Annotated in this window: 20 protein-coding genes; 15 read left to right on the plus strand and 5 right to left on the minus strand. The window is 61.0% G+C overall.

All coding sequences use genetic code 11. The annotated features are described in order from the left end of the window. Window positions 1-8: 8 nt before the first annotated feature. Entirely contained in the window at window positions 9-2,543 is a 2,535-nt protein-coding gene (locus tag RIF72_RS08725) for a DUF3516 domain-containing protein (protein WP_309074428.1), read from the minus strand. A 70-nt stretch (window positions 2,544-2,613) separates the two neighbouring features. Between RIF72_RS08725 and RIF72_RS08730 the strand changes: the two genes are divergently transcribed. The 15 genes from RIF72_RS08730 to RIF72_RS08800 all read left to right on the plus strand — a co-directional run bounded on the left by RIF72_RS08730 (window position 2,614) and on the right by RIF72_RS08800 (window position 18,629). After that, on the plus strand, window positions 2,614-3,408 hold the full coding sequence (locus RIF72_RS08730; protein WP_309074429.1) for a trans-aconitate 2-methyltransferase: 795 nt from the start codon (window positions 2,614-2,616) through the stop codon (window positions 3,406-3,408). A gap of 154 nt (window positions 3,409-3,562) precedes the next feature. Continuing rightward, the gene (locus tag RIF72_RS08735) at window positions 3,563-3,943 is read left to right on the plus strand and encodes a GntR family transcriptional regulator (protein WP_309074430.1); all 381 of its coding nucleotides are present in this window, start codon (window positions 3,563-3,565) and stop codon (window positions 3,941-3,943) included. A 65-nt stretch (window positions 3,944-4,008) separates the two neighbouring features. Then, complete coding sequence (gene uvrA / locus RIF72_RS08740) at window positions 4,009-6,936, plus strand: excinuclease ABC subunit UvrA (RefSeq protein ID WP_309074431.1); 2,928 nt, start codon at window positions 4,009-4,011, stop codon at window positions 6,934-6,936. A 112-nt stretch (window positions 6,937-7,048) separates the two neighbouring features. Beyond that, window positions 7,049-7,765, plus strand: coding sequence for an HAD hydrolase-like protein (locus RIF72_RS08745; protein WP_309074432.1), 717 nt, complete (start codon window positions 7,049-7,051; stop codon window positions 7,763-7,765). After that, a complete protein-coding gene (locus RIF72_RS08750; protein ID WP_309074433.1) occupies window positions 7,752-8,420 on the plus strand; it encodes a lysophospholipid acyltransferase family protein in 669 nt (222 codons plus the stop codon). Before RIF72_RS08745 ends, RIF72_RS08750 begins: the two co-directional genes overlap by 14 nt. A gap of 60 nt (window positions 8,421-8,480) precedes the next feature. Then, window positions 8,481-10,496, plus strand: coding sequence for an excinuclease ABC subunit UvrC (gene uvrC, locus RIF72_RS08755; RefSeq protein ID WP_309074434.1), 2,016 nt, complete (start codon window positions 8,481-8,483; stop codon window positions 10,494-10,496). Between the two features lie 131 nt (window positions 10,497-10,627). After that, on the plus strand, window positions 10,628-11,551 hold the full coding sequence (gene rapZ / locus RIF72_RS08760; protein ID WP_309074435.1) for an RNase adapter RapZ: 924 nt from the start codon (window positions 10,628-10,630) through the stop codon (window positions 11,549-11,551). Continuing rightward, a complete protein-coding gene (gene yvcK / locus RIF72_RS08765) occupies window positions 11,551-12,567 on the plus strand; it encodes a uridine diphosphate-N-acetylglucosamine-binding protein YvcK (RefSeq protein ID WP_309074436.1) in 1,017 nt (338 codons plus the stop codon). Before rapZ ends, yvcK begins: the two co-directional genes overlap by 1 nt. Window positions 12,568-12,576: 9 nt before the next feature. Beyond that, window positions 12,577-13,557: a DNA-binding protein WhiA gene (whiA, locus tag RIF72_RS08770; protein WP_017198459.1), complete on the plus strand. Its 981-nt coding sequence runs from the start codon at window positions 12,577-12,579 to the stop codon at window positions 13,555-13,557. A gap of 174 nt (window positions 13,558-13,731) precedes the next feature. Then, window positions 13,732-14,355: a superoxide dismutase gene (locus RIF72_RS08775; RefSeq protein WP_309074437.1), complete on the plus strand. Its 624-nt coding sequence runs from the start codon at window positions 13,732-13,734 to the stop codon at window positions 14,353-14,355. A gap of 271 nt (window positions 14,356-14,626) precedes the next feature. Continuing rightward, window positions 14,627-15,637: a type I glyceraldehyde-3-phosphate dehydrogenase gene (gene gap / locus RIF72_RS08780; protein ID WP_091467346.1), complete on the plus strand. Its 1,011-nt coding sequence runs from the start codon at window positions 14,627-14,629 to the stop codon at window positions 15,635-15,637. 9 nt (window positions 15,638-15,646) lie between these two features. After that, window positions 15,647-16,873: a phosphoglycerate kinase gene (locus RIF72_RS08785; protein ID WP_309074438.1), complete on the plus strand. Its 1,227-nt coding sequence runs from the start codon at window positions 15,647-15,649 to the stop codon at window positions 16,871-16,873. A 74-nt stretch (window positions 16,874-16,947) separates the two neighbouring features. Beyond that, complete coding sequence (gene tpiA / locus RIF72_RS08790) at window positions 16,948-17,763, plus strand: triose-phosphate isomerase (RefSeq protein WP_309074439.1); 816 nt, start codon at window positions 16,948-16,950, stop codon at window positions 17,761-17,763. Window positions 17,764-17,799: 36 nt separating this feature from the next. Beyond that, window positions 17,800-18,057 carry a preprotein translocase subunit SecG gene (gene secG, locus RIF72_RS08795; protein ID WP_309074440.1) on the plus strand — a complete coding sequence of 86 codons (258 nt, stop codon included), beginning with the start codon at window positions 17,800-17,802 and terminating at the stop codon, window positions 18,055-18,057. Window positions 18,058-18,233: 176 nt separating this feature from the next. After that, the gene (locus tag RIF72_RS08800; RefSeq protein ID WP_309074441.1) at window positions 18,234-18,629 is read left to right on the plus strand and encodes an RNA polymerase-binding protein RbpA; all 396 of its coding nucleotides are present in this window, start codon (window positions 18,234-18,236) and stop codon (window positions 18,627-18,629) included. Here the strand turns inward: RIF72_RS08800 and pgl are convergent. The 4 genes from pgl to RIF72_RS20095 form a co-directional block, all read right to left on the minus strand. Further along, window positions 18,582-19,400 (minus strand): 6-phosphogluconolactonase, encoded by an 819-nt coding sequence (pgl, locus tag RIF72_RS08805; RefSeq protein WP_309074442.1) that lies wholly within the window; start codon window positions 19,398-19,400, stop codon window positions 18,582-18,584. The genes RIF72_RS08800 and pgl overlap by 48 nt on opposite strands. Continuing rightward, on the minus strand, window positions 19,390-20,331 hold the full coding sequence (locus tag RIF72_RS08810) for a glucose-6-phosphate dehydrogenase assembly protein OpcA (protein WP_309074443.1): 942 nt from the start codon (window positions 20,329-20,331) through the stop codon (window positions 19,390-19,392). Before RIF72_RS08810 ends, pgl begins: the two co-directional genes overlap by 11 nt. Further along, window positions 20,328-21,878, minus strand: a complete 1,551-nt coding sequence (gene zwf, locus RIF72_RS08815) for a glucose-6-phosphate dehydrogenase (protein WP_309074444.1) — start codon at window positions 21,876-21,878, stop codon at window positions 20,328-20,330. The genes RIF72_RS08810 and zwf overlap by 4 nt, the downstream gene beginning before the upstream one ends. A gap of 124 nt (window positions 21,879-22,002) precedes the next feature. Continuing rightward, window positions 22,003-23,457, minus strand: coding sequence for a DUF1524 domain-containing protein (locus RIF72_RS20095; protein WP_375164206.1), 1,455 nt, complete (start codon window positions 23,455-23,457; stop codon window positions 22,003-22,005). Window positions 23,458-23,497: the final 40 nt, after the last annotated feature.

Raw genomic sequence — 23,497 nt, forward strand, 5'->3', positions numbered from 1 at the left:
ATCCGGGCCTAGAGCCTGTTGACGTCTGTAACCCGAACCACGGCGGTTCCGGTCTCATCGGACGCTGCCAAGTCCACCTCTGCAGAAATTCCCCAATCGTGGTTGCCCGCAGGGTCGTCGAAGATCTGCCGGACCTTCCACGTCCCGGGTTGCTCGGTGATCATGAGCAACCCGGGACCCCGCGCATCAGGACCGGTGCCGATGTCGTCATGTTCGTCAAAGTAGTCGTCCAGGACTTCTTCCCAGCGCTCGGCATCCCAACCGGCATCGGCATCGAGTTCGCCCAACGCCGCGGAGTCCTCGTCCGCGAAAAGTTCAACCCTGCGGAACATCTCGTTCCGAACCATGACCCGGAAGGCCCGGATGTTCGTGGTGAGCAGCGGTGGCGGGGGAGGGGGAGCATCATGGGGCGTTGGGGCAAGCCCGGACGTTAGCTCTTCCCATTCATCCAATAGGCTCGAATCCACTTGGCGTACCAGCTCGCCCAGCCACGCGATGAGATCTTCAAGGTCCTCGCGGAGCGAGTCCTGGGGAACCGTCTGCCTGAGCGCGCGGAAGCCGTCCGCCAGATAACGCAGGACGATGCCCTCCGATCGCGCCAAGCCATAGAACTGCACGAACTCGCCAAAGTTCATGGCACGTTCATACATGTCCCGAATAATCGATTTCGGAGCAAGCTCGAAATCGCCTACCCAGGGAGCCGCCTTCCGGTAGACCTCGAAGGCCTCGCCAAGAATCTCCGCCAGGGGCATGGGGTAGCTGACTTCGTCCAGCATGGCCATGCGCTGGTCATACTCGATGCCGTCAGCCTTCATGGCGGCAACAGCCTCGCCCCGTGCTTTCTTCTGCTGGGCAGAGAGAATCTGGCGCGGCTTCTCCAGCGTGGACTCAATGACTGAGACAACATCCAAGGCATAGGAGGGAGACTCAGGGTCAAGGAGCTCCAACGCGGCCAGCGCGAAGGGGGATAGAGGTTGATTAAGGGCAAAGTTTGCCTGCAGGTGAACAGTCAATCGGACTGAGCGCCCTTCCGCTTCCTGCTCCTCCTCCGGGATGCGTTCCACTACCCCTGCGGCCAGCAATTCCCTGTAGATTCCCAACGCCTTCTTCATAAGTCTGAGTTGTGCCGGGCGGCTCTCATGGTTCTCAGTGAGCAGGCGCCGGGTTGCTTGGAAGGGATCGCCCGGCCGCTCCATTAGGTTCAACAGCATCGCGTGGGTCACAGTGAAGCTTGAAGTCAAGGGCTCGGGTACAGACTCCACAAGGCGCTTGAAAGTCGGCTCGCCCCAGGAAACGAATCCTTCCGGGGGCTTTTTCTTAACCACTTGGCGCAGTTTCTTCTGGTCATCGCCAAACTTGGCGGTGGCTTTGGCCATGGCTTTGGTGTTTTCCACCACGTGGTCAGGCGCTTGAACCACCACGGTACCGGCGGTGTCGTACCCGGCGCGGCCGGCGCGGCCGGCAATCTGGTGGAACTCACGCGAGTTAAGCGATCTGGTGCGTACGCCGTCGTACTTGCTAAGAGCCGTCAACAGCACCGTCCGGATAGGCACGTTGATTCCCACACCCAACGTATCGGTTCCGCAGATCACCTTGAGGAGACCGGCTTGGGCGAGCTGTTCCACCAGTCGACGGTACTTGGGCAACATGCCGGCGTGGTGGACCCCGATGCCGTGCCTGACAAGCCTGTTGAGTGTTTTTCCGAAGCCCGCGGCAAACCTGAATCCTGCAATCAGCTCGGCGATGCGGTCCTTTTCGGCACGGCTGCACATGTTGATGCTCATAAGGTTCTGGGCACGCTCGATCGCTTCCGCCTGGCTGAAATGCACCACATAGACGGGAACCTGCTTGGTGGAAAGCAGTTCTTCCAGCGTTTCGTGTACCGGGGTGAGGTGGTAGTAACAATGCAGCGGAATGGGACGTTCCGCAGAGCTGACAGTTGTGGTGGTCCGGCCCGTCAGCTCAGTCAAACCGGTTTCGAATCGGGAGACGTCTCCCAGCGTGGCGGACATCAGGAGGAACTGGGCCTGGGGGAGTTCCAGGAGTGGCACCTGCCACGCCCAACCGCGCTGCGGATCGGAGTAGAAGTGGAACTCGTCCATGATCACGGAGCCGAGCTCCGCCGCAGGGCCTTCACGGAGGGCTATGTTGGCAAGAATTTCCGCGGTGCAGCAGATAATGGGGGCATCCTGGTTCACACCGGAATCACCAGTGATCATGCCAACATTTTCGGCACCGAAGATCTCGCAGAGTGCGAAGAACTTCTCGGAGACCAGTGCTTTGATGGGGGCCGTGTAGTAGCTCCGCTGGCCACGTGCCATGGCCTCAAAGTGCGCCGCGATCGCTACAAGGGATTTGCCGGAACCCGTGGGCGTGGCCAGGATGACGTTTGCACCGGAGGCAAGCTCCATGATTGCTTCATCCTGCGCCGGGTACAGCTGCAATCCACGGCTCTCAGTCCACTCTACGAACCGTGTGTAGATTTCGTCCGGGTCCAAAGGACCGGTGGCCGTGGAACCGGGGAGCTGCTCAAGAAGTTTCATTGTTTTCCAGCTTAGTGCCCGGACGGTTTAGGCTCGCCCCAGCAGGCATGGCAGGCGCGAGGAGGCTTTTGTGAAGTGGGATCCAACCAAGTATGTGGAATTCGGCAACCATCGGGACCGGCCGTTCCATGACCTCGTCGCGCGGGTCCGCCCTGACGAACCAAGGAAAATCATTGATCTGGGCTGCGGCCCCGGAAACCTGACCGCCACGCTGGCTGATCGCTGGCCGCAGGCCCAGGTTGTAGGGCTCGACTCATCGGAGGAGATGCTACTCAAAGCGCAGTCCCACCGGGAGCAGTTGCCCCAAGAGCTGTCCGACCGCCTGACCTTCCAGCAAGGTGATATCGCTCGATGGGTTCCCCATCCGGACACTGACGTGGTGGTCACAAATGCCGTTCTCCAATGGGTTCCCGGGCATCAGGAGATGCTCGCCAAGTGGTTTCGCGCCCTCAAACCGGAGGCTTGGTTTGCCATGCAGGTACCGGGAAACTTCACGTCCCCGTCCCACACCCTCATGCGGGAACTGGCCGAATCTCCAAGGTGGTCCACCCGGCTGAATGGCGTGCTTCGGCACGATGGCGCTGTGGGCAGCCCTGCGGACTATCTGGGCATCATGCTCGACGCCGGATGTGCAGCAGACGCCTGGGAGACCACCTACCAGCAGGTTCTGCAAGGGGAGGACCCCGTACTCGAGTGGGTTCGGGGTACGGGACTTCGTCCGATATTGGCAGCGTTGACTCCCGAGGAGGCATCTGAATTTGAAGCGGAATACTCGGCCCTGCTGCGTGAGGCTTACCCTTCTACGACGCACGGAACCGTCTTCCCGTTCCGTCGCATTTTCGCCGTAGCCCAAAAAGCCGCATGACCCGGCAGGACGCTTCCACGTGCGTAGCATTTAGTTTCCAGTGCCCTGACGGCTTGTCCCTGGCCGGCGTCGCTGGTCTAATTCTCGGCATGGACCAAGGACGCTTCGAACAACTGATGCCCTCTGTGGGGCCGGCGCCAGGCAGGATTTCCCCGTGACTCCCACCGGGGAATTTCCGGGCAGCTGGCGCCCCAACACCGGCAGCGCTGTTGCACTCTTTGAACAGTTGAGGCTGCGCATCATTGAACTTGTCGACGCCGGAGTCCTCGCCGTTGGCGCCAAGCTTCCTCCTGTTCGCAATCTGGCCGGGGTGCTGGATGTCGCTCCGCATACCGTGGCCCGTGCGTACAAGGAATTGGAATCAGCAGGGGTAGTGGCAACGCGTGGGCGCAACGGCACTGTGGTCTGTGCACGGGATGATCGTTGGGGGGCTCTAGCCGGGGTTGCCGCAGAATATGCCGCCGCTGCCAAGGCCCAAGGAGCTTCATTCGCTGAGGCAGTGCAGCTTCTTGCTGCGGCCTATGACGCCGATTGATACCGATCAGTAGCATGTGAGGCACGACATGGAAATTCGAAGAAGTTTTCGATTAGCATTGGTAGGTGCCCAAAGCCTTAGCTGAAGATACCGCCATGGACGCCTTGAACGGCGTCTCCGTCCTTTCCGATACCAAGCCCGCCAAGCCGGATCTTTCCCGTTTGGTTGTCAAGGGTGCCCGGGAACACAACTTGCGGAACGTGGATCTTGATCTCCCGCGTGACGCCATGATCGTGTTCACGGGGCTCTCCGGTTCCGGCAAGTCGTCCCTGGCTTTTGACACGATCTTCGCAGAGGGCCAGCGTCGCTACGTGGAGTCGTTGTCCGCGTACGCGCGTCAATTCCTTGGGCAGGTGGACAAGCCCGATGTCGATTTCATCGAGGGTTTGTCCCCCGCGGTCTCCATTGACCAAAAGTCCACCAGCAAGAATCCGCGTTCCACGGTGGGCACCATCACCGAGATCTATGACTACATGCGTTTGCTGTGGGCGCGCGTAGGCCGTCCACACTGCCCGGTTTGTGGCGAGCCCATCGCCCGTCAGACGCCGCAACAGATTGTGGATCAACTCCTGGAATTGGATCCGGGCACACGGTTCCAGGTCCTTGCCCCGGTTGTACGAGGCCGCAAGGGTGAGTTTGTCGATCTCTTCAAGGAGCTGACCGCGAAGGGCTATTCGCGTGCCCGTGTGGATGGCGAACTGGTCCAGCTGAGCGATCCTCCGAAGCTTGGCAAACAGTTCAAGCACACCATCGAGGTTGTGGTGGATCGCCTCGTGGTCAAGGAAGAGATCAGCCAGCGGCTCACTGATTCCGTGGAGACAGCCCTGGGCCTTGCCGAAGGACGCCTGTTGGTGGAGTTCGTGGACCTCGATGCCGAGGATCCCGAGCGTATCCGCGCCTTCTCGGAGAATCTGGCTTGCCCCAACGAGCACCCGTTGGCCATTGACGAAATTGAACCCCGCTCGTTCTCCTTCAACAACCCCTTCGGCGCCTGCTCCGCCTGCAGCGGCATCGGAACGCGGTTGGAAGTGGACGAAGAGCTCATCGTTCCCAATCCGGAACTCTCCCTGGGTGAGGGTGCCATTGCTCCTTGGGCCCTCGGCACAGCGACAACGGAGTATTGGAACCGACTCCTCGAGGGCCTGGCGCACGAACTTGGCTTCTCCATGAAGACATCGTGGGAGAAACTGCCAAAGGACGTTCGCAATACTGTGCTTCACGGCAAGGACCACAAGGTTGTTGTCCAGTACAAGAACCGCTTTGGTCGTGAGCGCAAGTACAGCACGGGCTTTGAAGGTGCCATCCAGTACGTCCACCGCAAGCATGGGGAAACGGATTCCGATTGGGCACGAGACCGCTACGAAGAGTACATGCGGCAGATTCCCTGCCCTGAGTGCAACGGTGCGCGTCTCAATCCGGCGTCGCTGTCAGTGCTCATCAACGGGAAGTCGATCGCCGAGGTCGCTGCCTTGCCGATGCGTGAGTGCGCGGAATTCCTGGGAAGCCTGACCCTAACCAACAGGGAAGCCCAGATTGCCAACCAAGTGCTGAAGGAAATTCAGGCCCGCCTGACCTTCCTCCTGGACGTCGGCTTGGAATACCTCAACCTGGAGCGACCCTCGGGTACCCTGTCCGGCGGCGAGGCCCAACGCATCCGGCTGGCCACCCAAATCGGCTCCGGCCTGGTGGGTGTCCTCTACGTTTTGGACGAGCCCTCCATTGGCTTGCACCAGCGTGACAACCGGCGATTGATTGAGACGCTCACGCGGCTCCGGGATCTCGGCAACACCCTGATCGTGGTTGAACATGACGAAGACACCATCCACGAAGCCGACTGGGTGGTTGATATCGGACCAGGTGCCGGTGAACACGGCGGCCAAGTGGTGCACTCCGGTACCTACAAGGAACTTCTGGAGAACCCTGATTCGCTGACGGGCGCATACTTGTCCGGACGCCGCAAGATTGATATTCCCACCAAGCGCCGAAAGTACGACAAAAAGCGTGAGCTCAAGGTTGTGGGCGCCAGGGAGAACAATCTCAACAACGTAGACGCCACATTCCCCTTGGGACTTTTCACCGCAGTGACCGGCGTCAGCGGTTCGGGCAAATCCACTTTGGTGAACGAGATCCTGTATAAGGTCCTCGCCAACAAACTCAACGGAGCCAAGCAGGTTGCAGGACGGCACCGCACGGTGGCTGGACTGGAGCACCTGGACAAGGTGGTCCACGTCGATCAAAGCCCCATCGGCCGTACACCACGGTCCAACCCCGCTACCTACACAGGCGTCTTTGACAACATCCGCAAACTCTTTGCTGAGACCACCGAGGCCAAGGTGCGTGGATACCAGCCCGGACGGTTCTCATTCAACGTCAAGGGTGGGCGCTGCGAGGCTTGCTCAGGCGACGGTACCTTGAAGATCGAGATGAACTTCCTCCCGGACGTCTACGTCCCTTGCGAAGTGTGCCACGGCGCCAGGTACAACCGGGAAACGCTTGAAGTTCACTACAAGGGCAAGACCATCGCTGACGTCCTCAACATGCCCATCGAGGAAGGTGCAGAATTCTTCGCTGCCTTCACTCCGATCGCACGGCATTTGAACACCTTGGTGGACGTCGGCCTCGGTTACGTCAGGCTTGGCCAGCCGGCAACCACGTTGTCTGGTGGGGAGGCCCAGCGCGTCAAGCTGGCTGCCGAGCTCCAGAAGCGCTCCAACGGTCGCAGTATCTACGTCCTCGATGAGCCCACCACTGGCCTGCACTTTGAGGACATCCGCAAGCTGCTCATGGTTCTTCAGGGCTTGGTGGACAAAGGCAATACTGTGATCACCATTGAGCACAATCTGGACGTGATCAAGTCTGCGGACTGGATTGTGGACCTTGGACCGAATGGTGGTTCGGGCGGTGGAAAGATCGTGGCTACAGGAACGCCTGAGCAGGTGGCGAAATCCACGGAGAGCCACACAGCTACCTTCCTGGCCGAGATTCTCGGTTAGTTACTCACGGACGGCCTGAAGGCTTTCGAAGGAATATCTTCGAGACCTCCAAAGTATTCCAGTAGCGGCATGCGAGTTTCAGGCATGCCGCTACTCGTGAGAAACTAACCCGGTGACTCAAACAACGGTGCCCGTAATATTCGATCTGGACGGCACCCTTGTCGATCCTGCCGGCGGTATCACAGGAGGCATTTCTGCTGCCCTCCGGGAAATGGACCTCCCTGTTCCCGAACAAGCCGTGCTGAATTCCATGGTGGGTCCCAAACTCAGCGATTCCCTTCTCCATTTGGCGAATGTCCCCAGCGAACTGGTGGATGAGACCATTGAGCGTTACCGGAGCCACTACAAAGAGACCGGTATTGCCCAAAGCAAGCTGTATCCGGGCATTTTCGACCTCCTCGAATTCTTCGCGGAGACAGGCCGGCCCGTAGCAGTGGCAACCCAGAAGCCGCAGTCAATTGCCCGCCTCGTGCTGGAACACCATGGAATTGCTAAATTCTTCGTATCCATCCGCGGGGCTGCGGATGACGAATCCCTTAAGGCCAATACAGCGTCCGGCAAGGTGGAGATCGTCGCCGCGGCGTTGAATGATCTTCACTCCCAGCCGGCTGTCATGGTGGGGGACAGGCATCAAGACGTCGCCGGCGCCCTGGCCAACGGATTGGACTGCATCGGAGTCGGTTGGGGATTTGCACCGGCGGGTGAACTTGAGGAAGCCGGGGCGGTCGCCGTGGTGAACACTGCCCTCGAACTGCGCACCAAAATCGAAGAACTTGACGCTGTCCGCGCGGCAGCCCTGAGCGAGGTACAAAACGATGGCAGTCTTTGATGCGATCCGCTGGACAACCCGTGGCCTGATTTCCTCCACGTGCCGTCCTACGGTCATTGGGCTCGAGAACGTTCCCAAGGATGGGCCATTTATCGTAGCCCCCAATCACCTCTCCTTCCTGGACAGCGTGATCGTTCAGGCACTCATGCCCCGCCCTGTTGCCTTTTTTGCCAAAGCGGAATATTTCACCACCAAAGGCGTCAAAGGTGCCGTGATGAAGTCGTTCTTCGAGGCAGTAGGTTCCATTCCCGTCGAGCGCGGTGAACAGGCGGCCAGCGTCCAGGCTCTCAAGACGCTGCTGGACATCCTGGAATCCGGAAAGGGCATTGGCATCTACCCGGAAGGCACCCGGTCCCGGGACGGGATTCTCTATCGTGGCAGGACGGGCGTGGGGTGGCTCGCCTTGACCACGGGCGCTCCGGTGATTCCGGTGGGACTTATCGGTACCGAGAAGTTGCAGCCTGCGGACAAGAACGCCGTTCGCCCGCAGCACTTCACCATGAAAGTGGGCGAACCCCTCTACTTCGACAAGACGGGCCCGGACCATTCCCTCCCTGCCCGTCGCGAAGTCACCGACAAGATCATGGACGCCATCGCCCTGCTCAGCGGGCAGGAGAGGTCCACCAGCTACAACCAAAGCAAAACGGTCGACTGAAGCTTGGGTGGCCAGGGCACCGTGGCAATGAGTGTCGTTCCGGTTCACTAGACTGGAAACGTGGCAGATCCAGCAAGTTACCGGCCCCAAACAGGTGAAATTCCCACCACTCCGGGCGTCTACCGTTTCCGTGACCCCCATGGCCGGGTCATCTATGTGGGCAAGGCAAAGAACCTCCGTTCCCGGTTGAATTCGTACTTCGCAAATCCCGCGGGGCTTCTCCCTAAGACCCATGCCATGGTCCACGCGGCCAGCAGTGTTGAATGGACCGTGGTGGGCAGCGAGCTGGAATCGCTGCAGCTGGAATACACGTGGATCAAGGAATTCAAGCCGCGGTTTAATGTCGTATTCCGGGATGACAAGACCTATCCCTACCTCGCCGTCACGATGGGGGAGAAGTATCCACGGGTGCAGGTCATGCGTGGTGAGAGAAGGAAGGGCACCAGGTACTTCGGTCCTTACACGGCCGGTGCCATCAGGGAAACCATGGATACACTCCTGCGGGTCTTCCCTGTGCGGAGCTGCAGCGCAGGCGTCTTTAAGCGGGCTGAGTCCAGCGGACGGCCCTGCCTTCTGGGCTATATCGACAAATGCTCGGCGCCCTGTGTCGGACGCGTTACTCCAGATGAACACCGTGGACTGGCAGAGGACTTCTGTTCTTTCATGGGGGGTGAAGCCAAGCGTTTCATCAGCCGGCTGGAGAAAGACATGGCTGCCGCGGTAGCCGAGCTGGACTATGAACGCGCCGCCGGGCTGAGGGACGACATCATCGCGCTCCGCAAGGTCTTTGAACGAAACGCAGTGGTCCTCGCCGAGGATACCGACGCGGACGTCTTCGCACTCCATGAGGACGAACTGGAAGCTTCCGTACAGGTATTCCATGTGCGCGGCGGACGGGTTCGCGGGCAGCGTGGCTGGGTAGTGGAAAAAGTCGAGGATGCTACGACGCCGGAACTCATCGAACATTTGCTGCAGCAGGTCTACGGTGAGGACAGTGAAGTTCAAGGTCGAATTCCACGTGAAGTCCTGGTTCCGGAGAATCCCAGCAACCATGTTGAACTCACGGAATGGCTGGGAGGCTTGCGCGGAGCCAGGGTAGACATCCGCGTGCCGCAGCGCGGTGACAAGGCTGCATTGATGTCCACCGTGCGGGAGAATGCAGAACAAGCCTTGAAGCTGCATAAGACGCGCCGTGCAGGAGACATTACCGTCCGCTCCCTTGCCCTCCAGGAACTGCAGGAGGCCTTGGAGATACCGGTTCCGCTGCTGCGGATCGAGTGCTTCGATATTTCCCACGTCCAAGGAACAAACGTGGTGGCTTCCATGGTGGTGGTGGAAGATGGGCTGCCCAAGAAGTCCGACTACCGGAAATTCTCCATAACAGGAGCTGCAGCAGCCGACGATACTGCGGCCATGCACGATGTCCTGACCCGTCGGTTCAGGCACTATCTCACGGACAAGGCCGCTCAGGTCCCCATTATCTCCGGCGAAATCGTCAATCCGACGCGTACCGGCGCCCGCAACGGCACAGACGTGCCGCCGTCGGACCCTGCTTTGCCCGCTCCGAAGGCCAAGTTCGCCTACCCGCCCAACCTGGTGGTGGTGGACGGTGGTCAGCCTCAAGTCAATGCGGCGGCCCGGGCCCTCGCGGAATTGGGCATTGATGACGTTTACGTGGTGGGTCTTGCCAAGCGGCTCGAAGAAGTCTGGCTCCCTGACAGCGATTTCCCGGTAATCCTGCCCCGAACGTCGCAGGGCTTATACCTCTTGCAGCGAATCCGTGACGAGGCCCACCGCTTTGCCATCAGCTTCCACCGGCAGAAGCGCGGCAAGGCGATGACAGTTTCCGTGCTGGACGGCGTCCCGGGCCTGGGTGAGGCGAAACGGAAGGCCCTCGTGGCACATTTTGGCTCGCTCAAGAAGATCAAGGCCGCGTCCGTCGAGGAGCTCACCTCTGCCAAGGGCATCGGACCGGCGCTGGCCGCAGCGGTGGTCCAGCACCTTGGTTCTGCTGCGGACACCGGTGAAACGGCACCTGCGGTGAACATGACCACCGGCGAAATCCTTGAAACTTAGCTAGGGTAAGAACTTGGCCGGTCGGCGCAAGAGTACTGCCGGACGCCTGAAACCGGCCACATACGCCATGCGGTCCCAAGCGGCCACCACGAGCTTTTGAATGACCACTTCCGACGAAACGGGGACAATTGATGGATGAGGCTACGGCAGGGTCCGGCACGGAGCAGGACGGCCTGACGCCCGTCAAGCCGCCCGAGGCGGAGTTGCTGGTGGTAACCGGCATGTCGGGTGCCGGACGCAGCACCGCCTCCGATGCTTTGGAGGATCACGGCTGGTACGTCGTCGACAACCTTCCTCCGCAAATGTTGGGCACGCTGGCCGAAATCGTCTCGCATGCGCCAAAGTCGATTCCCAAGCTGGCTGTAGTGGTGGACGTCCGCAGCAAGGACCTCTTCACCGACATTCAGACCGCCTTGGGAGCGCTGAGCGCGAGCGGCATCACCTTCCGGGTGCTTTTCCTGGACGCCAAGGACGACGTCCTGGTCCGCCGTTTCGAGCAGGGGCGTCGCCCGCATCCGCTGCAGGGCGGTGGAAGGATCCTCGACGGCATCGGCATTGAGCGCGAGGTCCTCCGTGAACTTCGTGAGCACGCCGACGTCGTTCTGGATACTTCCGACTTCAACGTCCATGGCTTGGCGACAGCCATCACGGAACTGTTCAGCGATACCGGGCCTGTGACGCTTCGCCTGAACGTGATGAGTTTTGGATTCAAATACGGGTTGCCCGTGGACGCGAACTTTGTGGCCGATGCCCGCTTCATCCCCAATCCGCACTGGGTTCCCCAACTCCGGCCCCACACCGGCTTGGATGAAGACGTCAGCGAATACGTCCTGGGCGCTGAGGGTGTCCAGGAGTTCGTGGACCGTTACGTTCGGGCGTTGGAGCCTGTCCTGGACGGCTACCGCCAGGAGAACAAGCACTACGCCACGCTGGCGGTTGGTTGCACCGGCGGCAAGCACCGTTCAGTGGCAGTCACCGTGGAACTCTCCAAGCGCCTGGCGCAGTACCCACGCGTCACGGTGACCACCACCCACCGCGACCTGGGACGCGAGTAGTGGGGATCCTGACGGGCCCTTTGCCCCTCATACCGCCCAAGGGCGTTCCCGGTAGCCAGCAGAAGAAGAGCCCCTCTGTGGTCGCATTGGGAGGCGGTCACGGACTGGCAGCTTCCCTGTCCGCCCTTCGTTTGCTCACGTCCGAACTGACGGCGATCGTCACGGTAGCGGACGACGGCGGCAGCTCCGGGCGTCTCCGCGACGAGTACGGCGTCCTCCCGCCGGGAGACCTACGGATGGCCTTGAGCGCGCTTTGCGACGACACGGATTGGGGACGGACCTGGCGCGACGTCATGCAGCACCGCTTCGAAGCCGGTTCGGCGAAAGGGGGCTCACTGGACAACCACGCCATGGGAAACCTGCTGATCGTCACGCTGTGGGAACTTTTGGGCGACACGGTTGCCGGCCTTAAGTGGGCTGGAGCATTGCTGGGCGCCCGCGGACAGGTACTGCCTATGTCCAGCGTCCCCCTCACCATTGAGGGAAAGGCGCAGGTGGAGTTACCGGAAGGCGGCCATGAACTGCGGACCGTCCGTGGACAGGCAAAGTGTGCTGTGGCGGGAAGGCTGGAAGAAGTGAGGCTCCTGCCCGAAGCCGCTCCTGCCTGCACCGAGGCACTCACTGCGATTGAGCTGGCGGATTGGGTCATCCTTGGCCCGGGCTCCTGGTATACGTCCGTTCTGCCGCATTTGCTGCTTCCGGAGCTAAGGCGGGCCCTCGGCGATACCGCTGCCAAGCGTTGCCTCACCATGAATCTGGACGTGGAAACCAAGGAAACGTCCGGTATGACGGCAGCGGACCACTTGGATGTCCTTCGCCGCTATGCACCTGAGTTCACCGTGGACGTCGTCCTGGCGGATCCCGCAGCGGTGCAGGATCGCAAGGCCTTCGAGAAGGCTGCAGCGATGATCGGCGCCGAAGTGGTGTTGGGTAGAGTAGGGGCGTCGAGGCGCCGCCCCGTCCATGATCCACTGCTGTTGGCAGCGGCGTACCACGATATTTTCGGGAACAGTTAGGAACACGCGATGGCACTTACTGCGTCGGTCAAGGACGAACTGTCCCGACTGGACATCAAGAAATCTTCGGTCCGCAAGGCGGAGGTTTCGGCAATGCTGCGTTTCGCAGGCGGCTTGCACATTATTTCGGGTCGGATCGTTATCGAGGCTGAAGTTGACCTGGCTTCCACGGCCCGCCGACTCCGGGCGGCGATCGCGGAAGTCTACGGACATCAGAGCGAAATTATCGTCGTATCCGGTGGTGGTTTGCGCCGGGGGAGCCGTTACGTCGTCCGCGTAGTGCGCGACGGGGAAGCACTTGCCCGCCAAACGGGCTTGTTGGATGGCCGTGGGCGGCCTGTGCGGGGCCTTCCCTCCGCCGTCGTCAATGGCTCAGCAGCCGATGCCGAGGCAGTGTGGCGTGGCGCTTTCCTCGCCCACGGTTCTCTCACGGAACCGGGGCGGTCGTCTTCCCTTGAAGTGACGTGTCCCGGCCCTGAGTCCGCATTGGCGCTGGTCGGCGCCGCCCGCCGCCTCGGCATCCAGGCCAAAGCGCGTGAAGTTCGCGGCGTTGACCGCGTGGTCATTCGTGACGGCGACACCATCGCTGCTCTCCTGACCCGCATGGGCGCTCATGACGCCCTGATGGTCTGGGAGGAACGGCGCATGCGAAAGGAAGTCCGTGCCACCGCCAACAGGCTTGCCAACTTCGATGACGCCAACCTTCGTCGCTCAGCCCAAGCCGCAGTAGCTGCGGGCGCCAGGGTGGACCGTGCATTGGAGATCTTGGGAGATGACGTTCCAGACCACCTCAAGTACGCGGGGGAACTCCGGGTGGCGCACAAGCAGGCAAGCTTGGATGAGCTTGGCCGCCTCGCCGATCCGCCCATGACCAAGGACGCCATAGCCGGCCGTATCCGCCGACTCCTGGCCATGGCAGATAAACGCGCCTTGGATCTGGGCATCCCGGGCACTGAGGCAAATGTGACTCCGGAAATGATGGACGAGTAGGCCGCACCCATAGAATCGACAACGTGCGGAGGAAATACTGCGAGGGCACCGCGGGTTGTTCCCGGTGGAGGCAAGAGCAGTCTTCTTCGCCAAGGATTTCCGGCCGGTCCGCTGGCCGGATGAAATAACGAGAGTTACCAACCCGGACGTGAGTCCATTACATTGGAGGATTTCGTGACAGAGTACGTTCTGCCCGAGCTCGGCTACGACTACGCAGCACTCGAGCCGCATATTTCGGCAAAGATCATGGAGCTGCACCACAGCAAGCACCATGCGGCATATGTTGCAGGCGCCAACAACGCGCTCTCCCAGCTTGCCGAAGCGCGCGAGAAGAATGATTTCGCCAACATCAACCGCCTCTCCAAGGACCTCGCGTTCCACACTGGCGGCCACATCAACCACTCCGTGTTCTGGAACAACATCTCCCCGGACGGCGGCGACAAGCCTGAAGGTGAGCTGGCTGCCGCCATCGACGACGCCTTCGGCTCCTTCGATGCTTTCCGTGCCCAGTTCAGCGCTGCTGCCTTGGGCCTCCAGGGTTCCGGCTGGGCTTTCCTGGCCTACGAGCCCATCGGTGGAAACCTGCTCATCGAGCAGCTCTACGATCAGCAGGGCAACGTGGCAGTGGGCACCACCCCGCTGCTGATGCTGGACATGTGGGAGCACGCCTTCTACCTGGACTACGTCAACGTCAAGGCTGACTACGTCAAGGCATTCTGGAACATCGTGAACTGGGCAGATGTAGCCAAGCGCTTCGAAGCCGCCCGCGCCAACGCCACGGGCCTCATCGTCCTTTAGTTGGTGAGCCCCGGTTCACGCCGATGTAACAAAAGTCACTTTTGGCGTGAATTGGGGCCAAATGCTGGAAAGCCTGCCTCCGCAGTTGCGGGGGCAGGCTTAGTTAAACGTAAGATGGATCACGGAAGGCGGTTAGCCTTCAGCAATGTGGCTGGTCGCCCTCCGATCTGATAATCACCTCTGCCCAAAGACGTGCGGGGTCTGTTAGTTGGAAATATTTGATCCGACTCACTAGGCGTGCTTGCAAGAGCACCAAGGAGATTGACACATAGTGACCACCCGTATTGGTATTAACGGCTTCGGCCGCATCGGCCGTAACTACTTCCGCGCAGCACTGGCCCAGGGCGCAGACCTTGAGATCGTTGCAGTCAACGACCTCACCAGCCCTGAGACCCTCGCCCACCTCCTGAAGTACGACTCCGTCGGTGGCCGCCTCACGCAGTCCGTGGAGGTTGTTGATGGCAACCTGGTAGTAGATGGCAAGTCCATCACCGTGCTGGCCGAGCGGGATCCCGCGAACCTCCCCTGGGGCGAACTGGGCGTCGACATCGTTATCGAGTCCACAGGTTTCTTCACCAAGGCAGCAGCAGCGCAGAAGCACATCGACGCCGGCGCCAAGAAGGTGCTCATTTCGGCACCTGCCAGTGACGAAGACATCACCATCGTCATGGGCGTCAATCAGGACCTCTACGACCCGGCAGCGCACCACATCATCTCCAACGCGTCCTGCACCACCAACTGCCTCGGCCCGCTGGCCAAGGTTGTCAATGACGCCTTCGGCATCGAGCGTGGCCTGATGACAACGGTCCACGCCTACACGGCCGACCAGAACCTGCAGGACGGCCCGCACGGCGATCTCCGCCGTGCCCGTGCTGCTGCCATCAACATGGTCCCCACGTCTACTGGTGCTGCCAAGGCAATCGGCCTGGTCCTGCCGGAGCTCAAGGGCAAGCTGGATGGTTACGCCATCCGCGTTCCCGTCCCCACGGGTTCCGCTACTGACCTCACGGTCACTGTTTCCCGCGAAGTCACTGTGGAGGAAGTCAACGCTGCCGTCAAGGCCGCCGCTGAGTCCGAGCAGTTCGCCGGAATCCTCAGCTACACGGATGCCCCCATCGTCTCCTCGGACATCGTCGGAGACCCTGCGTCCTCCATCTTCGATTCCGGCCTCACCAAGGTCATCGGCAACCAGGTCAAGGTTGTTTCCTGGTATGACAACGAGTGGGGTTACTCCAACCGCCTCGTAGACCTCACGGAGCTTGTCGCATCCAAGCTGGGCTAGGGTAGACACATGACATCTCACACCCTCAACGAACTCATCGCTGAAGGTGTCCGCGGGCGGTACATTCTGGTCAGAAGTGACCTCAATGTGCCGCTCGACGGCTCTGCAGTGACCGACGACGGCCGCATCAAGGCCTCCCTTCCGGTCCTCAAGAAGCTCTCGGACGCCGGTGCCCGTGTGCTCGTAACCGCCCACCTCGGACGCCCCAAGGGTGCTCCAGAGGATAAGTACTCACTGAAGCCCGCTGCGACCCGCCTCGCGGAGCTCGCAGACTTCAAGGTTCAGTTGGCCAACGATACTGTGGGGGACTCCGCCAAGGAGCTCGCATCCGGACTCCAGGATGGCGAAGTTCTCATCTTGGAAAATGTTCGCTTCGACGCGCGTGAAACCAGCAAGGACGACGCCGAGCGCGGCGCCTTCGCTGACGAGTTGGTTGCCCTTACGGGAAGCAACGGGGCGTTCGTGGACGACGCTTTTGGTGCCGTCCACCGCAAGCACGCGAGTGTCTTCGATGTAGCCACGCGGTTGCCGTCCTACTTGGGCGATCTTGTGCACACCGAAGTACAGGTTCTTCGGAAGCTCACCACGGATACACAACGTCCATACGTCGTGGTTCTTGGCGGCTCCAAGGTCTCAGACAAGCTGGCGGTCATTGACAACCTGCTTGGCAAAGCGGACACCATCCTTGTTGGCGGCGGCATGCTCTTCACCTTCCTGGCAGCAGCCGGGCACAGGGTTGCGGGCAGCCTCCTCGAGGAAGACCAGATTCCGGTAGTCCAGGACTACCTCAAGCGGGCCTCCGATGCCGGAACGTCGTTCGTGATTCCCACGGACGTCGTAGTCGCCAGCCGCTTCGCTGCGGATGCTGAGCACGAGGTCGTTAAGGCAGACGCCATTGAGGACAGCACTTTCGGTGCTTCCGGCATTGGCCTGGACATTGGTCCGGAATCGGCATCGGCATTCGCGGCCCAGATCGAAGGGGCCAAGACCGTGTTCTGGAACGGCCCCATGGGTGTCTTCGAATTCGAAGCCTTCTCCAGTGGCACGCGTGCCATTGCGCAGGCCCTGACGGATACGGTTGCGTTCACCGTTGTCGGCGGTGGCGACTCCGCAGCAGCCGTTCGCACCCTCGGCTTCGAGGACTCGCAGTTCGGCCATATTTCCACCGGCGGCGGTGCCAGCTTGGAATACCTTGAAGGTAAGGAACTTCCGGGTCTGAGCGTCCTCGACCGCTAAGCATCAACCGACCGGCAGGACGTTACCGCGTCCTGCCGGTCGTTCCATATCTCAACGCATTCTTTGGAGTTCATGTGACTACCTCTGCCAACGGCAACTTCGTCCGCAAGCCCTTCATCGCCGGCAACTGGAAGATGAACATGGACCACGTCCAGGGCATCACCTTGCTGCAGAAGCTCGCCTGGACACTGTCCGATGCCAAGCATGACTACAGCCGCGCCGAGGTCGCAGTGTTTCCTCCGTTCACCGACCTCCGCGGTGTCCAGACGCTGGTTCAGGGTGACGAACTGGAAGTTGTATACGGCGGCCAGGACCTGTCCCAGTTCGACTCCGGCGCCTACACCGGTGACATCTCAGGTCAGTTCCTCAGCAAGCTGGGATGTGCCTACGTCCTGGTGGGGCACAGTGAGCGCCGCACCATCCACAACGAGTCCGACGAGGTCTTGAATGCGAAGGTCAAGGCCGGCTTCCGTCACGGAGTTACGCCCGTCTTGTGCGTCGGCGAGGGCCTCGAAGTCCGTCAAGCCGGCACACACGTTGAGCACACCCTGGCCCAGCTGCGCGCGGGCGTCGAAGGACTCACGGCCGAGCAGGCTGCTGAACTCGTTGTGGCTTACGAGCCCGTCTGGGCCATCGGCACCGGCGAAGTAGCTGGCCCTGAAGACGCACAGGAAATGTGTGCAGCAATCCGTACCGAGCTTGCCGAACTCTTCGACGAGACCGTCGCAGCGAAGACCCGTCTTCTCTACGGAGGGTCGGTCAAGGCCAACAACGCTGCTGCCATCATGGCTGAAAGCGACGTTGACGGATTGCTTGTGGGCGGCGCCAGCTTGGACCCCGCTGAGTTTGCTAACATTGTCAGGTTCGAGAGCCACCTCGTCACGGACTAGTCCGGCTCCCGTTTTCCGCTTCTTCGAAAGGCCGTCGTGGACGTTCTTCAAGTCATTCTGCAGATCCTGCTGGGCGTTACCAGCCTTCTGCTGACGCTGCTCATCCTCTTGCACAAGGGACGTGGCGGCGGTTTGTCCGACATGTTCGGTGGCGGAATGAGCTCGGGATTGAGTTCGTCCGGCGTAGCCGAGCGCAACCTGAACCGCTTCACCATCATTCTGGGCATCACCTGGGGTGCCGTGATCATCGGCTTGGGCCTGATCATGCGATTTACCTCGGGTGGCGACTCCTAGTTATTCCCAAAAAGGGAGGCTCCTCAACAGGGGGCCTCCCTTTTTTATTCGCGTTTCTTTCGTAGCGGCACCCACCACTAGTGCCGTCCTCGGGCGCCCCGCATTAGACTTGCCCTGTTGGCCGTAGGGCCCACAGGGCCGAGACGGCCGACCACCGAGTCGCGAGGGGTTCGAAAATGGTTCATGGCACGTCTGGTTACCGGGGCACCCGTGTAGGTGTAGCCCAGGGCTCAGCTCCACGACATCAGAGCGACCACGGCCCCGGCGAACAACCGCCGCGTATTCGTGTTCCTTTTTGGTGCCCCAAGGGCCACGAAACGCGGCTCGTTTTTCTTAAGCTGCCGGACGAGCAGATTCCCAGAACGTGGGATTGCCCCAAATGCGGCTGTCTCGCTACGAGGGATCCCGGTCATCCGGCCCCAACCAGACCTGAAGACGAAATCTTTAAATCGCACCTGGATTACGTTAAAGAAAGACGCTCCAGCCAGGAAGCCGAAGTGGTCCTGGCTGGAGCGCTGGATAGGTTACGCGCCCGCGGGGTCCTTCCGGACCAACTGCTGGGGGACTCGTGACGCCGCATTCTCGTCAATAAGCCAAAGAGTCCTGGCACGCCCCACAGGTCCCGCTGCGGGGACCTGAACGGGGTTTGCACCTGCCAGGGCCAGGCCCACGGCACCGGCCTTGTCCTCGCCGGCAACAACCATCCAGATTTCCTGGGCTGTGTTGATCGCCGGAAGCGTCAAGGAAACGCGCGACGACGGCGGCTTGGGTGAGTTCTCTACGCCCACCACAGTGCGTGATTTCTCGCGAATTCCAGCCTGCTCAGGAAAGAGCGACGCTACGTGCGCATCGGGTCCGACGCCGAGGAGCAAAATGTCAAAGCGCGGCAGGACGCCAGGCTTCTCAGGCCTATTGTCAGAGGTGTCCGCTGCGTGCTCGGCCTCTGCAGCTGCCTTGAGCTCTTCAGCGTAGGCTGCCGCTGCTTCGTCCGCGGTGGCGTACTGGTCGGCGGACCCGGGTTCGTGAACCCGGGCCGGATCGACTGCCAAGTGAGCGAGCAATGCCTGGTGTGCCTGGCGCGTATTCCTGTCATCGCTGTCGGCGGCGACAAATCGCTCGTCGCCCCACCAGAAGTTCACTCTTGACCAATCGACGGCAGGTGCCGCGGCAGAGTCAGCCACAGCCTTCAAGGTTCCAATGCCAACGGTTCCGCCGGTAAGGACCACCGTGGCCTCGCCGTGCTTGTCCTGGACATCCACAAGTTTGGTAATGAGACGCGCTGCAATGGCGGCCATCAACACCTTGGAGTCGGGGTGGATGCTTACTCTTGGCTCAGCGTGCACTGGTCTGGACTCTCCTCTGGCTGGTTAGTGGAAGTCCCATCGTAATCACTTCTCCGAAGACTTCGTCGGGGTCGAGCCGTCGGAGTTCTTCTGCGAGGCAGTCTTTGAGGCTTCTGCGGGGGAGCGTGATACGTTGCGCCGGCTGTCCCGGTTGGGTCAGCTCGGCCACGGAAAGGCCCGGACGGAAGAGCTGGACATCGCCGCTGGCGCGCGTGAGACGGACGCGACGGATACCGGTCCCTGCCGGATCTGCCACAATCGTGACAGGAGCCTGCAGTGCGAGGCTAAGCCAAGCAGCCAGCAGGAGCGTACTCGGGGAGTCCGAGGCGCCCTCGACGGCCACTGCAGAGACAGGATCCCCGTCCACTTGGTCGAAGACGGCGGCGAGTTGCATGCGCCAGTTGGTCAGGCGGGTCCAGGCGAGGTCGGTGTCGCCGGCTTTGTAGGTGGCGCGGATGTTCTCCAGAGCACGGCGGGGGTCGGGTTCGTTGGCTGAGTCGGTGATGCGTCGGTGCGCGATCCGGCCGATGGAGGTTTCACACGCGCTTTCCGGTGCGCCGTGCGGCCACCAGGCCACGATCGGTGCGTCCGGGAGGAGCAGGGCGGCGACGAGGGATTCGCTTTCGTGGGCCATGTGTCCGTGTCCGCGCAGGACGATGACTTCGGAGGCGCCGGCGTCGCCACCGACACGGATCTGCGCGTCGAGCCGGTCCGGGCCTTCCGCGCCGGCGTCGGCCAGGACGATGATCCGGCAGGGGTGTTCCCGGCTGGCTTCGTTGGCTGCCTCGATGGCGTCTTCTTCCTGCCCGGACTTCGTCACCACCACCAGGGTCAGCACACGACCCAACGCGATCACGCCGCCTTGTTCGCGCAGGGCCATGATCTTCTTGGAGATCTTGGAGGTAGTGGTATCGGGAAGATCTACGATCATGGCCTTCTCCAGGTTCGTCCGTCACGGGCCAGCAGGGCATCGGCCGAGGCCGGCCCCCAACTGCCCGGTGCGTAGGGTTGGGGTTGTTCATCGAGCCCGGCCCAGTATTCCTCGAACGGGTCAAGGATCTTCCAGGACAGCTCCACTTCCTGGTGCCGCGGGAACAACGGCGGCTCGCCCAACAGCACATCCAGGATGAGCCGTTCGTACGCTTCGGGGCTGGACTCGGTAAAGGAATGTCCGTAGCCGAAGTCCATGGTCACATCCCGGACTTCCATCTGCGTGCCCGGGACCTTGGACCCGAACCGGATCGTGGCGCCCTCATCGGGCTGGACCCGGATCACCACGGCGTTCTGCCCGAAGTCATCATCGTTGTGGTCACGGAACAACAGGTTCGGTGCCCGCTTGAACACCACCGCGATCTCGGTCACCCGCCGGCCCAGGCGCTTACCCGCGCGCAGGTAGAACGGCACCCCGTTCCAGCGGCGGGTATTGATATCCACCCGGATCGCAGCATACGTCTCGGTCTTCGAATCAGCAGGGATCCCGTCCTCATCCAAATACCCGAGGACTTCCTCCCCGCCCTGCCACCCACCAGTGAACTGACCCCGCGCCGAATGCGTGGACAAATCCTCCGGCAGCTTCACCGCGGCGAGGACCTTTTCCTTCTCCGCCCGCAAATCATCGGCATTAAACGAAATCGGCTCTTCCATCGCCGTCAACGCCAGCAACTGCAGCAAATGGTTCTGGATCACATCCCGGGCAGCACCCACACCGTCGTAATACCCCGCCCGCCCACCGGTGCCGATGTCCTCGGCCATGGTGATCTGGACATGATCCACATAATTGGCGTTCCAGAGCGGTTCGAACAACTGGTTCGCGAAACGCAACGCCAGAATGTTCTGCACCGTCTCCTTCCCCAAATAATGATCAATCCGGAACACCGCATCAGCCGGGAACACCGACTCAACAATGTCATTCAACTGACGTGCCGACTCCAAATCATGACCGAACGGCTTCTCGATCACCACACGACGCCACTGACCCGGCCGCGCCTGCGCCAGACCATGCTTGGACAACTGACGGCACACCTGCTCAAACGCCTTCGGCGGGATCGACAAATAGAAACCATGATTCCCCCGGGTACCACGGGTCTCATCCAACTCATCGAGCACATCACCCAAACGCTCGAAAGCGTCATCGTCATCGAACTCACCCCGAACAAAACGGATCCCCGAAGCCAACTGCTCCCACACCGCTTCATCAAACTTCGTCCGCGCATGGGCCTTGACGTTTTCCTTCACCTCGGCCGCGAACTCCGCGTTATCCCACTCACGCCGGCCAAAACCCACCAACGCGAAACTCGGCGGCAACAACCCACGATTCGCCAAGTCATAAACCGCAGGCATGAGCTTCTTACGGGCAAGATCACCAGTGACTCCGAAGAACACCAACGACGACGGCCCGGCAATACGATTCAAGCGCCGATCCCGCGGATCCCGCAAAGGATTGCGCCAAGAGTCTGATCCAAGCTCAAGAGGGGGCATGCATCCAGCATGACTCCCTGAACGGACAGGGGGAACGCTATCAATGGATGGAAAATACTGCCCGTTTGTGTAGTGGCCCGGTGGGTCCTGATATCAAAAGCCAAGACCCGCCGTCGTCATTCTGTTACGGGTGGCCGGGCAGGGATTCGCAGGCGATGCCATCGCCGTCGGAGTCCAGCCGCGCGACGTCGCCGTACCACGGGTAGTAGGTGTCGAACCAGGCCTGGGCGGCCTGCCAAGTACTGAAACTCGTGCAGTTCTTGGTGTCGCCAGGGTTGGCCGGCGGAGGAGGGGAACAGTTGTTCCCCGTGATTCCGCCGGTGCCTCCATTGACGAAGCGGTACATGAACGCGGCCATGGCGTCACGGGCCACCGGCTGGACCGGGTTGTAGGCGCGGCAGCCGTAGCCAATGTCCCACCCTGTGGAGATACCCTGCGATGCCAACCAAGTGATCTGTTGGTAGAACTGGCTTCCAACTTGGACGTCCACGAACGGCGAGGTGCTCGGTGCCGAGAACGCAGGATTGCCCCCGAACCGGTAGAGGAAGGCAGCCATGGCGTCGCGGTTGACCGGGCTGAGCGGACGGTAGGTTTTGGAACCGTCCTGCTCCGTCCATCCTGTGGAGATGCCGCTCGCGGCGAGCCACGTTATTTCCTTGTAGAACTGGCTCGACGGCGTGATGTCGCTGAAGGGCGACGTCGCCGGGGGAGTGAAGGCAGGTTTGCCGGCCAGACGATACAGGAAGGCCGCCATAGCGTCGCGGTTGACGGCATTCAGCGGCCGATAGGTCCGGCTTCCGTCGGCTTCCACCCAACCAGTGGAAATGCCTTGGGAAGCGAGCCACGAAATTTCCACATTGAATTGGGTGGATCCGTTGACGTCACTGAAAGTGATGGGGCCGGGATCAACAGGGGTGGTTTCAACAGCGATGGTTGGTACCTGAACTACGTTGGCTCCGCAGCCGCCCTGCAAGGTGGATGAAATTGCTGCGGCTTCAGCTGCATCAACGGTCAACTGCCAGCGGTATTTCACCAGCACCCAGTCCGTGACGTATTCGCAGGCGGTTCCGGCCAGCGGCGGCATCCATTCTGCTGGATCGCGGTCGCTCTTGGACTGGTTCACGTTGTCTGTCACGGCTTCGAGGGCCACGTCCAGGGTGAGGTCGTTGGCGTAGTCACGCCGCTGCTCGGCCGTCCAGGCGCTTGCGCCGGAACCCCAGGCTTCGGCGAGGGGAACCATGTGGTCGATGTCGACGTCGGACGCGTTTGTCCAAGTGCCGCCGTCGTACCAGGAGTTCCACTGCCCTGTGGCTACGGTGCAGCCGGAGCCGAACGTCACCGGCGTCAATGACTCCTGTTGGAGCACCTCGGAGCGTGTGTTGCAGCCGTCGCCGTCGGCATCTATCCAATGCTGGAAGAGTTCGCGGTCGTAACCGGTGTTCGTTTCAGTCGTGACAGATAAGGACGAGAAAAGTGTTGAAACGCTGGCCGTTTCTGCGGCCATAGCGGTTTGCGGCATAAAGACAGCCGCTGACGCGGTCAGCGAAAGTGCCGCCAACCACGAAAGTGCCTTGGGCATCTGGGTTCCCCATATTCGATTGTGTGCGCTCTGAGCAGCG

It is taken from the genome of Paenarthrobacter sp. (genome assembly GCF_031180005.1).
Taxonomy (GTDB): Bacteria; Actinomycetota; Actinomycetes; order Actinomycetales; family Micrococcaceae; genus Arthrobacter.